Source organism: Pseudomonas cerasi (genome assembly GCF_900074915.1).
GTDB lineage: Bacteria > Pseudomonadota > Gammaproteobacteria > Pseudomonadales > Pseudomonadaceae > Aquipseudomonas > Aquipseudomonas cerasi.
In genome coordinates this window covers 5,638,339-5,651,930 of the sequence record NZ_LT222319.1, presented here as the reverse complement: position 1 = coordinate 5,651,930, position 13,592 = coordinate 5,638,339, and the positions used below count along the sequence as shown (strand labels likewise).

Below are 13,592 nucleotides of genomic sequence, written 5' to 3'. Positions count from 1 at the left end.
TTTTACCTCGGGGGCGGCTCAGTTAAGCGCACGCACCTCGATTTCGACTCGTCTGTTGGGCTCGAGGCAGTGGATGAGCTCGGCGCGCGGCATCTGCATGTCGCAATGCACCAGTGGTTTATTGCTGCCTTCACCGACCGCGTCGACCAGTTCGCTCGGCAAGCCTTTACCTACCAGGTAGGTTTTGATGGTTTGCGCGCGCTGTCTGGATACCTGCAGGTTGCTCTGCGCATCGCCAATCTGGTCTGCGTGGCCAGTGATCACGATCTTGCCCACGTTCGGTGTGTTCAGCAGTTTCCCGGCGATGGCGCTCAACTGGCGTTGCCCGGCAAGCTCAAGGCTTTGAAAGTCCGCGCGGCCAAACGCAAACAGGGTGTCGGACTCCAGCGTGATGGTTTCGATAGCGCGCAACGACTGTGAGAGCAGGCTATTTATGTAATTGCGCGAGCTGGAGATCAAGAATGCATTGTTGAGAATGCGTGGCACGTCAAGTTCACGGATCTGATCGCTATAGAATGCTATCTGACGCCCGGCAAACTGATAGTCATCGACCTCGCCAGCAGCTTGAGCTGACACGTTTGTATCGCGTTGAACCTGCTTGTAGATCGCCGGATACCAATAATCAGGAATGCGAGCCTTTAATACCGCAGGATCGGCTTGCTCACGTTGCGCCTTAGACAGCATCAAGTAGGTGTCCAGCGTGGTCTTGCCAAAGGTCGCAACTGACTGCGCGCGGTTATCCACAGGGAGCGCGCGCGGCTCGACGCTGTCGATTCCTGTCACGGTTGTAAGCGTCGGCGCGTTGCGCTGGTATATCTTGATACTGCTCAACAGGTACAACGAGCGGGTCAGGTTATCGGCAGTCGGTTTGAGCATTACGCTTTCAAGACGTGCGAAATAGCGCTGACGTACATAGGGCTCCACGTCATAACCCTTGTACAACCCCAGACGCATGCTCAGCGGTACGCCGCCACCGTGGTGACGAGTATAAAGATCTGCTGAAGTCTGCCGCAGTTGATCCAGAGTCTGCCATTGGGTGTATTGGCCGCTGGTGTGTTCGTCTTTTTGCTGTGCTACGGCCAGCCCGCCGGAAATTGCCTGGATGGCTGCTTTGTTATTGCTGTACGAAACGCCCCAGCCTACACAAAGCAGCAAGCCTGCCAATGCGGCTGTGCCGATCCATATACCTTTGCGCCGGGTTTCGCTGCGATTGCTGGTGTACAGCGCCACAAGATGTTGATCAGGGATAATGACCTTCTGAAAAAGGCTATTGATAAACATCGGCTGCGTCTGCCCGGTAACCGGCAGTTCGGCTGACGAGTCAGCCAGCGCAAAGCGCTCGGTGACATGCTGTGCATACAATCCCTGCGTAGCTTTATCAGCGTCGAGTGCACTGGTGAAATAGAAGCCGCGGAGCAGCTCGGCACTCTGATACGGGTTCGCTCTGAGCAAGTCGGTAACAAAAGTCTCAAGCAATGGTTTGAGCGCTGTCAGTTCCAGAGGGAAGCGATACGCCGCCGGGTCCTGTCTGGTCAGCTGAATGTCCTGTTGCACCAATTGCTGATCGGCAATTTGCTGCCAATGGTCTACCAATTCGCCCATTGCCGCGGTGAAGCGCTTGCCCCAATCGGACTGCCTGAAACCTTCGTGAGCAAATGTCTTGCCCATTACTTCGCCACGAGTCTGGTTATCGAGCTGGCGATAGAAGTGAGTGAAGCCTGGTATCAGGTCGCATTTGGTGAACACCAGATAGATAGGCAGGCGCAGCTCAAGCAGATCATGCGCTTCCTGAATGCGTTCGCGCAGGCGCTTGGCAAGACGCTCGAGGCTGTCGGGCGTTGACTTCAGAACATCCTCTACACTCACTGCGACGATCAGGCCGTTAAGCGGGCGCCGTTGCCTGTGTTGTCGAAGCAGACTTAAAAACGCACGCCATTTGCCAGCCTCTTCCTGGTTATCCATATAGCGGCCGGCAGTGTCCAGTAACACTGCTTCAGAACTGAAAAACCAGTCACAGTTGCGGGTGCCGCCAAGTCCTGCGACGCGTGCGCCTTCTCGCTCCGCATAGGGAAAATTCAATCCGGACTGATACAGCATGGTGCTTTTGCCGGACGCGGGCTGGCCGATTACCAAGTACCAAGGCAACGCATAGAGTGCGTCTTTACTGGATGCTTTCTTCCCTGAATTGCCCTGCAGGCGCTCGATGCTTTGCAGCAGGCGCTCGCGTAGCAGGCTGACTTCCTCGCGATCCTGCGGGCTGGAATTCAACACGGCCTGATCGGCGTCATCACGTAGAAGCGCTTCAAGGTCTTGGCGCGGTGCGTGGCTTCGTCCCATGAAAAGGACATAACCAGCCGATAGCGGGCGGCATCTTGGCGGCGTTCATGCTGACGCTGCTGCCATTTGCGCTGCGCATGTGTCTGCGTGCTGACAAGACCGCTCTGCTGCTCACGCCCGATCACTTTGTCTTCGCAAACCTGAAGTCCCCCGTCCCAATCCAGCACATCGCTGATTTTGAGCTGAATGTGGCCTATGGCACGTTTCTGACCCTGCATCTGCAAGACGATGCGCCTTTACCCGAGCGAGTCTCACGTTCGTTTTCTGCGCCGAACGCAAAAGTGTTCAGGAAAAAACGCCGGGTACTTCTGGCGCTGGCGCGGTTCAGCCGGGACGGCAAAAAGCTCAAGCCAGATGAGCTTGGTGAGTTGATTGCGGATTACGTCAATGCGGGTACTGCACGACACTTGCTGCAAGAGCGCTTCGAGCAGGGTAAGCGGTAAGCGTTAAGCGGTTGGCTGTGAGCGGGGCGGCGTATGGCGCAAAGCTTTTCTGCAGGCAACAAAAAACCCGCCGAAGCGGGTTTTTCCAAGACCATCCCGACTTCCTGTCGGACGCCTCCGAGGCGATGGTCGATCATCCTTGATCCGGGTGAACTCCTGTTCACCCCTTGATGGATCCAATACTACGGAGCGCGAGCCGGGTCGGAAATAGCCAAGTTCCTCCAGCGCGTGTAAGCCTTTCGCTATACCTCATGGGCTCAGCTTCGGACGGGCCTTTGAAGAGCAGGAAATCTGGCGTCAGGAAAATCTTGAGGTGGTTTGACCGCTGGAGGCAAAAATCGCAGGCAATAAAAAACCCGCCGAAGCGGGTTTGTACCAAGACCATTCCAACTCCCTGTCGGCTGCCTTCCCGGCGATGGTCGATCGTCCCTGATCCTGGCGAACTCCTTGTTCGCCAGTTGTTGGATCCAATCTTACGGCTCTGACGGTAGGTGCAAAATAGCCATTCGCTTCATTGCGTGTAAGCCTTTGGCTATACATGTGTCCGTTTTTACGGATTCTCAGATGCTCGGCCATGCAGCGGGAAAGTAGAAAACACCGCTGAAACTGCTGTGCCAGAAGCGCGCAGCCCTGTTTTCAAGGTGAGAAATTCGTGGTCACCTCACAATAGCGCTGCTGGGCGTTTTTACTGTCCTCGTCGCGGTTTCTTGCCGCGCGTTTGGTCCACTCTTGGCACTGTTCTCTGAAGTTGACCGCTGCCGCCTTGCGACACTCGCGCCGTTCGAATGAACGAATAGCGAAGTTTTCGCAGACGCTGTCGCCATCGATCGTGTTGCCGTAAATCCGCCACTGCGCGCGGTAGCGGTTTCTGCCGTCCGCTTCGCGGATGGAGGCCGTCGCTACGCTGTAAGGCTTGGACGAACGCGTGGAGTTGCGTGAAGCATTGGCCTTGAAATCGGCCATGTAGTCGGCAGACACCATGCCTGTTGCCGATTCTGCCTGAGCGGGGCGAGGAACCTGGCCGAATCGACAGTTCGCCACCGCCTCATCGATGACGTTGCCGTTTTTCATGCAGTCATCCAAGGGCTGCACGGGGGCGGGCGGCGCCACAGTGGCCGCGATCGGCACAAGCTCTGCGGTTTTTCGAATCTGCGCGGGCGCAGGATCGGCTGCGGCTACGGATTGCGTCTCGGCCTCGACTGTCTCGGGTTCAGGTACGGACTGCACAACAGGCGGTACTGCCAGCGCTTTGGGACCTCTCGCATGTGAGGTGATCAGTCCGGCGACGCAGGCTGCAGCAATAAGGCACGCCAGCCACAGGCCATAAGGGCGTGAGCGGCGAGGCGTATCGACGCGCTTGCGGCGTGGATGCGAGCCCAACACCACATCGACCTGACCGGGCACGAGGCGCTGAATGCGGATGATCCCGTCGTCCTCGGGTTGCTGTAGGGAATCCATTCCTGCTCCTGATCAAGCGATGTTCGGTGGTGATATTACAATGATATCGGCCGGTGGGTAGAGTTTCTGCAACGCTTTGGTGCTATGTGCATCACGCTTGGCGCGTTAAGGTTGAGGCCGTTTTTTGACTGATGGATGGACCGCGAATGCACCAGCGTCTCGAACAGGTATTCGGCCACACACAGTTCCGGCCGGGGCAGGAGGCTGCCATCAGTGCGGTACTGGCCGGACGCTCGGCTGCGGCGATCTTTCCGACAGGTTCGGGCAAGTCGCTATGTTACCAATTGCCTGCCCTGATGTTGCCGCATTTGACGCTGGTGGTGTCGCCGTTGCTGGCGCTGATTCAGGATCAGCTTGCCTTCCTGCACCGCCACGGTATCTCGGCGGCGAGCATTGATTCGGCGCAGAGCCGCGACGAGATCGCTGATGTGATGGCGCGCTCACGCTCCGGCGAGCTGAAGATTCTGATGATCTCGGTCGAGCGCCTCAAGAACGAGCGTTTCCGCAATTTCATCGCTCAAGTACCGATTTCCTTGCTGGTGGTCGACGAAGCGCACTGCATCTCGGAGTGGGGGCATAACTTCCGCCCCGACTACCTGAAGCTGCCGGACTACCAGCGCGAATTCAACATCCCTCAGACATTGCTGCTGACCGCCACGGCGACCCCGCAAGTCATCATCGACATGCAGGACAAATTCGCCATCGCCCCCGAGGATGTCATCACCACCGGTTTCTACCGCGCCAACCTGCACCTGTGGGTCAAGCCGGTCAGTGGCCGTGACAAAAGACGCCTGCTGGTGGAGTGGCTCCACGAGCGTCGCGGGCAGCCGACCATCGTTTACGTGACCCTGCAAAAGACAGCCGAACACATCGCCGCTCACTTGGAACAGCATGGCCTGCCCGCCAGCGCCTACCATGCCGGGCTGCCCAATGATCAGCGCGAGTCGATCCAGAAGCAGTTCATGGGCGGCCATCTGAACTGCATCGTGGCGACCATCGCGTTCGGGATGGGCATCGACAAGAGCGACATTCGCAACGTGGTGCATTTCGACCTGCCCAAATCCATCGAGAACTACAGCCAGGAAATCGGTCGGGCCGGGCGTGATGGTGCTGCTTCGGATTGTCTGGTGCTGGCCAACCGCGACAGTCTCAACGTGCTGGAGAACTTCGTGTACGGCGATACGCCGGAGCGCGAGGGGATTGCTCGTGTGCTGGAGGATCTGCTTGGGGCGCGTCATGACGGGCAGTGGGAATTTCTGCTCGGGCCGCTCGCCGACCTCAGCAATATTCGTCAATTGCCGCTGAAGACCCTGCTGGTGCAACTGGAACTGCGCGGGATCATTGCGCCGCGCTACGCGTATTTTGCCGAGTACCGCTTCAAGTTTCTGCTTCAGCCGCAAGACCTGATGTCGCGTTTCGAAGGGGAGCGACGCGACTTCGTTCAAGCCCTGATCGACACTTCACACCGCGCAAGGACCTGGGCCACCGTCGATTTCGAGGCGATGTACCAGCAATACGGCGCCGAGCGCGGGCGGGTGGTCAAGGCGCTGGATTACTTTCAGGAAAAAGGCTGGATCGAGCTTGAAAGCAAACAGATGACCGAGGTTTACAGCCTGTTACGCAGCGACTTTGATGCACAGGCCTTGAGCATCGAATTGCACGATTATTTCGCTCATCACGAAGCCACTGAAGTTGCGCGCATTCACACCATGCTGGACGTGTTCGCCAGTGACCAGTGCCTGACCCATCGGCTGGCGCGGTACTTCGGTGATCACAATGCGCCGGAGCGCTGCGGGCATTGCTCGGTCTGCCTTGGCGAAGCCGCCCACCTGCCCGAACCACCCGCGTTGGAGCCCCTGGCGAATCGGGACTTTCAGCACCTGTGCAGCGAGTTTATCCACACACACCAGGACTATACCGGCCAGCGGCCCAGCGCTGACTGCCTGACGCGTTTTCTGTGTGGCATCAGCGTGCCGCTGTTCACCAAGCTCAAAGCCCGCGCCACCACCGGGTTTGCGGTGCTGGAGGACTATCCGTACGCACAGGTCAGGACGTGGGTGCAGGCCATGGCTGGCAACTGACTACACGTACAAAGTGATCTGACCAAAGGGGCGATGCTCTGCATCCAGTCCTGAACCTGCATTGCGACAGGCAAAATGAAAACCGGCCGCTCAAGGGCGGCCGGTTTTTGTGCTTCAGCGACTGACGGTGGTATCAGTCACGATGACGGCGATGGCCGTGGTGCTTCGGGCGATGGCCATGATCACGGCCACTACGATAACGACGATCATCGCTGCGGCTTTCGTTGCCCATGTAGTTGCCGAGTGCAGCACCGCCGCCGCCACCTACCGCCGAGCCGACCAGGCTGCCGGTGTTGCCGCCGACGCTGCGACCCAGCACGTTACCGCCCGCAGCGCCCAGACCGCCGCCAATGGCTGCTTCTGTGCGGTTGCGACGGTCTGCGCCTACAGCGCCACCGGCTGCGCCGCCGACACCCGCGCCAATTGCTGAACCAGTGCTGCCGCCGATCTGCTGACCGACGACCGAACCGAGTACCCCACCCAATGCTCCGCCTACGCCTGACTCAAGGTTGCCTGCAGACGCCGCACCGCTGATCAAGGTAAGAGACAACAACAGTATCGAGGAATACTTCATGTATGGAATCTCATAGGGATGACGGCGCGATCTTGGTGTCAAGTGAAGAATGTAGCAATGCAATTCCGACGAGTAACACGATTGCCACACAAACTGCTAAGTTATTGTTTTGGCTAAGGAACTTAAGTCAGAAATGAGAGTCTGAGGTTACTTGCGAAAGGCCCGTTTCCAGAGAAACGGGCCTTTTTTGTGGGCGTCTTTCAGGGACGTTAGAGGATGCGTGCCGACTCTGCAGAGCGCTCGAGGCGGATGGCAACGAACTTCGAGGTCGGCGTGCTGCTGCCATCGCCCACGCTTTCCAGCGGCACCAGCGGGTTGACCTCTGGGTAGTAGGCGGCAGCCTGACCGGCCGGAATATCGAATGGCAGCAACGTGAAGCCTTTGACGCGGCGCTCGCGGTTATCGCTCCAGATCGAAATCAGGTCCGCCTTCTGCCCCGGCTGGAAGCCCAGACGGATGATGTCGGCTTCGTTGACGAACAGCACGTCACGCTGACCTTTGACGCCGCGATAGCGGTCGTCCAGGCCATAGATGGTGGTGTTGTACTGATCGTGCGAGCGCATCGACTGCATGATCAGGTCCGGGATCTGCCCGGTTGAACTGACGTGTTCATTGATCAGAGTCAGCGGCAGCGCATTGGACTTGAAGTTGGCGCGGGTCGACGCAGTGTTCCAGCGACGTGCGCCAGCAGCGTTACCCAGGTAGAAGCCGCCCGGGTGCTTGACGCGCTCGTTGAAATCCTTGAAGCCGGGGATGGTGTCGGCGATCAGGTCGCGAATACGGTTGTAGTCCTCGACCAGCCACAACCAGTCCACAGGCGCCTTGCCCAGCGTAGCGTTGGCGATACCGGCGATGATCGCAGGCTCGGAACGCATTTGCTTCGAGGACGGCTTCAACTGGCCGTTGGAAGCGTGAACCATGCTGAACGAATCTTCCACGGTGACGGCTTGTGGGCCGTTGGCCTGGATGTCGATGTCGGTACGGCCGAAGCACGGCAGGATCAACGCGTCCTTGCCGTGGAACAGGTGGCTGCGGTTCAGCTTGGTGCTGATCTGTACGGTCAGGTCGCAATTGCTGAGGGCTTCGGCAGTGCGATGGCTGTCCGGGGTGGCCTGAGCGAAGTTGCCGCCCAGCGCGATGAACACCTTGGCGCGACCTTCGGCCATGGCGTGAATGGCTTCGACGACGTTGTGACCATTTTCGCGGGGTACTTTGAACTGGAAGCGTTTTTCCAGGGCATCGAGCAGGAACACCGGTGGGCGCTCGTTGATGCCCATGGTGCGGTCACCCTGCACGTTACTGTGACCGCGCACCGGGCACAGGCCGGCACCCGGACGGCCGATGTTGCCGCGCAGCAGCATCAGGTTGGCGATTTCCTGGATGGTCGGCACCGAGTGACGGTGCTGGGTAATCCCCATCGCCCAGCACATGATTACGTTCTTGCCCTTGGCGTACATGCGTGCCGACTGTTCGATGTCGCTCAGCGGCAGACCGGATTGCTCGACGATGGCGTCCCAGGACGTGTCATCGATGGCGGCCAGGTATTCGAGCACGCCTTCGGTGTGTTCGTTGAGGAACGCGTGGTCGAACACCGAAGGTGCGTTGTTGGCCTGCGCCTCGCGCTCCCATTGCAGCAGGAACTTGGCCATGCCGCGCAACAGCGCCATGTCGCCACCCAGGGCAGGGCGGAAGTAGGCGGTGTTGGTCGGGCGGTCGCCGTTGGTGAGCATTTCGACCGGGTGTTGCGGATGCTGGAAACGCTCCAGGCCACGCTCTTTGAGCGGGTTCACGCACACCACCTGTGCGCCGCGCTGTACCGCTTCACGCAATGGCTCGAGCATGCGCGGGTGGTTGGTGCCGGGGTTCTGGCCGAGGACGAAGATGGCATCGGCGTGTTCGAAATCCTCGAACGTCACGGTGCCCTTGCCGACGCCGACGCTTTGCGACAGCGCTACGCCACTGGCCTCGTGGCACATGTTCGAGCAGTCAGGGAAGTTGTTGGTGCCATAAGCGCGCACGAACAGCTGATACAGGTACGCTGCTTCGTTGCTGGCGCGGCCGGAGGTGTAGAACTCGGCCATGTTCGGGCTGGGCAGGTTCTTCAGGTGCTTGGCGATCAGCGCAAACGCGTTGTCCCAGCTGATCGGCTTGTAACGGTCGGTTTCCGCGTCATAGCTCATCGGCTCGGTCAGGCGGCCCTGATACTCGAGCCAGTAATCGCTCTGCTCCATCAACGAGCTGACGCTGTAGCGGGCGAAGAAGGCCGGGTCGACACGACGCTTGGTCGCTTCCCAGTTCACCGCCTTGGCGCCGTTCTCGCAGAACTTGACCATGCCGCTTTCCGGCGAATCACCCCACGCACAGCCCGGGCAGTCGAAACCGCCGTTCTGGTTGGTCTTGAGCATCATGCGCAGGTTCTTCAGCGCGTTGTCACTGCCCAGCCAGTGTTGCGTCACGCTGATCAGTGCGCCCCAGCCGCCTGCCGCACCTTTGTACGGCTTGTAGCGGGGGGTTGGTGTCTTGTCGGCTTGATGATGAGTGCTCACGCTTGAATCTCCATCGCAGGGCTATAGACCCGCGGCGCACTTTTCTGCGGCAGGTGAATTAGATTGAGGTTGTGACGGCGGGCCCATTGCAGGGCCAGGCCGGTGGGCGAAGACAGGCTGACCAGGGTCTGGATGCCGGCGCGCAATACTTTCTGAATCAGTTCCAGGCTGCAGCGGCTGGTCACGATGGCGACGCCGCCTGCCAAGGGGATGTCCTGACGGATCAATGCGCCGATCAGCTTGTCCAGCGCGTTGTGGCGGCCGATGTCTTCACGTCCCAGCAACAGCTGGCCGTTACCGTCCATGAACACCGCCGCATGTACGGCGCCGCAATGGCGGCCGAGCGGCTGGAACTCACCGATGCGCTGACGCAGGCCTTCCAGCCATTCGATCGGGGGCAGGGGCGCGCCGGGCAGCGCCTTCAGGTCAGGCAGTGCCTGCTCGACGGCTTCAACGCCACACAGTCCGCAACCGCTGGTGCCAGCCAGTTGCCGACGCTGCTGCTTGAGTTCCCAGAACGCGCGGCTGGCGATCTCGACCTCGGCCTGCATCGCCGAGCCGCAACCACTGATTTTGAAGTCGTAGATTTCGTCATGCGAGGCAATGATGCCGCTGCCCAGGCTGAAGCCGACGATAAAGTCTTCCAGATCAGTAGGGCTGACCAGCATGACCGCCTGGCTGATGCCGTTGTAGGCAATCGCCAGCGCCACTTCTTCAGCAAGTTCGTTACGTGCAGAGTCCGTGCCCTCGAGATTCGAGTAGCTGTAAGACTGGCTTGCTTCGGGGGCTGGCGTAGCAAAAGACGCCGAGCTGACCTTGCGCGTAACGGGCATGGGCTGAAATACCGGCAGAATGACATCTGCAAGACTAGGCCCGTTCTTGGAAATCGTCTAATCGCTAGTGCTGATGTCCCGATAGATGACGTCGATCAACGCTCTAGCGCAGTATTTCTGCTACCAGTGCAAAGCAGGCTTCAGCCAGTGCCGAACGTGGCGCACTGCGGCGCATGATCAGCCCCAGCCGGGCCAAAGTCCGGGAGTCGGCAATCGGATGCAGGCGCAAATGTTCGGTGAGCGTTTCCAGACCGCCATCCAGCGGCATGATCGCGCAGCAAAAACCGCCATGTACGGCTTGCAGCAACTGATGAACGGCATCGGTTTGTATCAGCGGATTGGGTTGCAGGCCGCGGCTATGGAAGTTGTGATCGATCGACTGCCGAAAATGCATGCCGCTGGTCAGCATGCCCAGTGGCAGCTCGACCAGATCGGCCCAGCTCAAGGGATCGTCGCCAAACGTGAAGTGCCGACGGTCGTACAGCAGGCCCATGCGCGTGTCGTCCAGGGTCAGCGAATCGAAACGCTCATTGTCCAGACGTTCCAGGTACGAGACGCCCAGATCGATACGATTGCTTGCCAGTTGCTCCAGCACTTGCTCGGAGCTGAGTGACGACAGCTCGAAGCGCAGATTGGGGTGCAGCTGGTGCAGCCGGTGCAGCAATGGCAGCGGATCGAAGCTCGACAGCGGCACCACGCCCAGGCGCAACGTCCCGACCAGATGACCGCGGCAGGCTGCCGCTTCAGCCTGCAGACCGTCGTAGGCAGCCAGTACCGTGCGTGCCCAGGCCAATACGCGTTCGCCTGGTGCGGTAAAACCTTCGAAGCGTTGGCCGCGATTGACCAGTGGCAAGCCAAGCTCTTCTTCCAGATTGCGCAGGCGCATCGACAGCGTCGGCTGGGTGATGTTGCAGCGCGCAGCCGCCTGGCCGAAGTGCCTCGTCTCGTCGAGGGCGATCAGAAATTTAAGTTGCTTGATGTCCATGTTCACTCCGATGAGCCGTCCAGACAGCCGATTCTACGCGCTCAGGCTGAATGATCGAGCACGCCCTTGATCAACTCCCGATAGTCGTCCACTGCGGCGAACTCTTCGGTGTCTTTCGGGCCTTTTTGGCTGTTGGGTTGGCTGACGGCCAGCAAATGGGCTACACCGAAGTGTCGAGCGCTGCGCAGGATCGGCAGGGTGTCGTCGATAAACAGACTGCGTGCCGGGTCGAAGGCTGTTTCGGCCTTCAGAGCGTCCCAGAAATGCTGGCTTTCCTTGGGAAAGCCGTAATCGTGAGAGCTGATCAGGCGTTCGAAATAAGGCGCCAGCTCGATTCGCTCCATCTTCAGCGACAACGAATCACGGTGCGCATTGGTGATCATGATCACTCGCTTGCCGGCCTTTTGCAGGGCCACGAGAAAGGTCTCGGCGTCTGGGCGCAGCGCAATCATGTGGGCGATTTCGCGTTTCAGGTCGCGGACCGACAGGTTAAGCTCGGCGCTCCAGAAATCCAGGCAGTACCAGTTGAGCGTGCCCGCGTTGTTTTCGAACAGCGGTTTCAATTCCAGCCAGGCCATGGCGAAACTGACGCCGTGCAGTTCGGCGTAGCGCTGCGGCAGGTGCTGCATCCAGAAGTGTTCGTCGTAATGCAGGTCGAGCAACGTGCCGTCCATATCCAGCAGGACGGTATCGATTTCGCTCCAGGGCATGGAAAGCATTCTGGCCTCGTCAGGGGGGTGATAGCGGGTAAGCATATCCGACACAGACATCGGGAAAAGCTCGGTATAGTACCTCGTTCATGTAAAGGAGCCTGTCATGCGTCAGAAACCTACCGTACTTGCCCGCGCAATCGTCGCCAGTAGTCGTCTGTTCCGCGTTGAAGAGCTGCAATTGCGCTTTGCCAATGGCGTCGAGCGGACCTATGAGCGTCTGGCCAGCAAAGGCACGGGCCCCGGGGCGGTGATGATCGTGGCCATGCTCGATGCCGATCACGCTGTGCTGATCGAAGAATATTGCGGCGGCACCGATGCCTACGAGCTGTCCCTGCCCAAGGGCCTGATCGAGCCGGGCGAAGACGTGCTGGCGGCTGCCAACCGTGAACTCAAGGAGGAGGCCGGTTTCGGTGCGCGTGAGCTGGAACTGTTGACCGAGCTGTCGCTGTCCCCCGGCTACATGAGTCAGAAAATTCAGGTGGTGCTGGCCACCGACCTGTACGAAGAGCGCCTGGAAGGTGACGAGCCCGAGCCGATCCGGGTTGACCGGATCAACCTGCGCGAGCTGTCGAGCCTTGCCCAGAATGCCCAGTTCAGCGAAGGCCGGGCGCTGGCCGCGCTGTACCTCACACGTGACCTGCTGACCCAGCGTGGATTATTTCAGCCATGACCGATTCGTTGCACAACCTGCCACATCCGCTGCTCGCGCCGGTGATCGAACTGACGCGACTGGCGGGCGAAGTGATCCTGCCGTTCTGGCGCGCCAACGTCACCGTGACCACCAAGACCGACGATTCGCCGGTGACCGCCGCTGACCTGGCCGCCCATCAGGTGTTGGTCGAGGGTCTGCAGGCGCTTGATCCGGACATTCATGTGCTCTCCGAAGAGGACGCTGACATCCCCCTCAGCGAGCGGGCAAGCTGGGAGCGCTGGTGGCTGGTCGATCCGCTGGACGGCACCAAGGAGTTCATCTCCGGCAGTGAAGAGTTCACCGTCAATGTCGCGCTGATCGAGCATGGCCGCGTGGTATTCGGCGTGGTCTCGATGCCCACCAATAACCGCTGCTACTTCGGCGGTGCCGGGCTGGGTGCCTGGCGCAGCGATGGCGTCGGTCACATCCAGCCGATCGCAGTGCGCACACAGCCTGGCGAAGGGCAGACCTTTACCGTGGTCGCCAGCCGCCGCCACTCCAGCCCGGAGCAGGAGCATTTGCTCGCCGGCCTGTCGAACGGGCTGGGCCATTTGCAACTGACCAACATCGGCAGCTCATTGAAATTCTGCCTGCTGGCCGAAGGCGCCGCCGACTGCTACCCACGCCTGGCTCCGACCTCGCAATGGGACACCGCTGCGGCGCAGGGCGTGCTTGAAGGTGCGGGAGGCGAAGTGTTGCAACTGGACGGCCAGCCATTCAGCTACCCGGCGCGTGAATCGCTGCTCAACCCATTCTTCCTGGCCCTGCCCGCCAACGCCGAATGGCGCGACAAACTGCTGGTGCTGGCGCAGTCCTGAGTCCGGCTTCAAGGCCTCTGCCCGGCGGGCGTGGGAGCGAGCCGGGCGACGCTTCGCTTGCTCGCGAAGGCGATGGTTCAAGCGATGAATTTTCATAGATTGCACCGGCCTCT

The 13,592-nt window shown here is 59.7% G+C and carries 9 protein-coding genes and 2 pseudogenes; 4 read left to right on the top strand and 7 right to left on the bottom strand.

Annotation, left to right across the window (positions count from 1 at the left end; translation table 11 throughout):
- Nucleotides 1-18 precede the first annotated feature (18 nt).
- Nucleotides 19-2,361: pseudogene (gene tssM / locus PCPL58_RS27535) on the bottom strand (type VI secretion system membrane subunit TssM); the annotation flags it as partial.
- On the opposite strand from tssM, the pseudogene PCPL58_RS27530 reads away from it, so the two are divergent.
- Nucleotides 2,355-2,780, top strand: a pseudogene (locus PCPL58_RS27530) (M48 family metallopeptidase); the annotation flags it as partial. The pseudogenes tssM and PCPL58_RS27530 sit on opposite strands and share 7 nt — an antisense overlap.
- Before the next feature lie 636 nt (nucleotides 2,781-3,416).
- Here the strand turns inward: PCPL58_RS27530 and PCPL58_RS27520 are convergent.
- Entirely contained in the window at nucleotides 3,417-4,238 is an 822-nt protein-coding gene (locus tag PCPL58_RS27520; RefSeq protein WP_065350901.1) for a hypothetical protein, read from the bottom strand.
- Nucleotides 4,239-4,384: 146 nt separating this feature from the next.
- On the opposite strand from PCPL58_RS27520, the gene PCPL58_RS27515 reads away from it, so the two are divergent.
- Nucleotides 4,385-6,319, top strand: coding sequence for a RecQ family ATP-dependent DNA helicase (locus tag PCPL58_RS27515; RefSeq protein ID WP_065350900.1), 1,935 nt, complete (start codon nucleotides 4,385-4,387; stop codon nucleotides 6,317-6,319).
- Nucleotides 6,320-6,452: 133 nt separating this feature from the next.
- Here the strand turns inward: PCPL58_RS27515 and PCPL58_RS27510 are convergent, their stop codons facing one another.
- The 5 genes from PCPL58_RS27510 to yrfG all read right to left on the bottom strand — a co-directional run bounded on the left by PCPL58_RS27510 (nucleotide 6,453) and on the right by yrfG (nucleotide 11,976).
- On the bottom strand, nucleotides 6,453-6,893 hold the full coding sequence (locus PCPL58_RS27510; protein WP_065350899.1) for a glycine zipper domain-containing protein: 441 nt from the start codon (nucleotides 6,891-6,893) through the stop codon (nucleotides 6,453-6,455).
- A gap of 209 nt (nucleotides 6,894-7,102) precedes the next feature.
- Nucleotides 7,103-9,439 carry an FdhF/YdeP family oxidoreductase gene (locus PCPL58_RS27505; RefSeq protein WP_044310331.1) on the bottom strand — a complete coding sequence of 779 codons (2,337 nt, stop codon included), beginning with the start codon at nucleotides 9,437-9,439 and terminating at the stop codon, nucleotides 7,103-7,105.
- Nucleotides 9,436-10,272, bottom strand: coding sequence for a formate dehydrogenase accessory sulfurtransferase FdhD (gene fdhD, locus PCPL58_RS27500; RefSeq protein WP_003372302.1), 837 nt, complete (start codon nucleotides 10,270-10,272; stop codon nucleotides 9,436-9,438). The genes PCPL58_RS27505 and fdhD overlap by 4 nt, the downstream gene beginning before the upstream one ends.
- 103 nt (nucleotides 10,273-10,375) lie before the next feature.
- Nucleotides 10,376-11,257: a LysR family transcriptional regulator gene (locus PCPL58_RS27495; RefSeq protein ID WP_065350898.1), complete on the bottom strand. Its 882-nt coding sequence runs from the start codon at nucleotides 11,255-11,257 to the stop codon at nucleotides 10,376-10,378.
- 41 nt (nucleotides 11,258-11,298) lie between these two features.
- Nucleotides 11,299-11,976: a GMP/IMP nucleotidase gene (gene yrfG / locus PCPL58_RS27490; RefSeq protein ID WP_065350897.1), complete on the bottom strand. Its 678-nt coding sequence runs from the start codon at nucleotides 11,974-11,976 to the stop codon at nucleotides 11,299-11,301.
- A gap of 97 nt (nucleotides 11,977-12,073) precedes the next feature.
- Here yrfG and nudE point away from each other — a divergent pair, with 97 nt between their 5' ends.
- Nucleotides 12,074-12,640 (top strand): ADP compounds hydrolase NudE, encoded by a 567-nt coding sequence (gene nudE, locus PCPL58_RS27485; RefSeq protein ID WP_003372295.1) that lies wholly within the window; start codon nucleotides 12,074-12,076, stop codon nucleotides 12,638-12,640.
- Nucleotides 12,637-13,479 carry a 3'(2'),5'-bisphosphate nucleotidase CysQ gene (cysQ, locus tag PCPL58_RS27480; protein WP_065350896.1) on the top strand — a complete coding sequence of 281 codons (843 nt, stop codon included), beginning with the start codon at nucleotides 12,637-12,639 and terminating at the stop codon, nucleotides 13,477-13,479. Before nudE ends, cysQ begins: the two co-directional genes overlap by 4 nt.
- The last annotated feature ends 113 nt before the right edge of the window (nucleotides 13,480-13,592 follow it).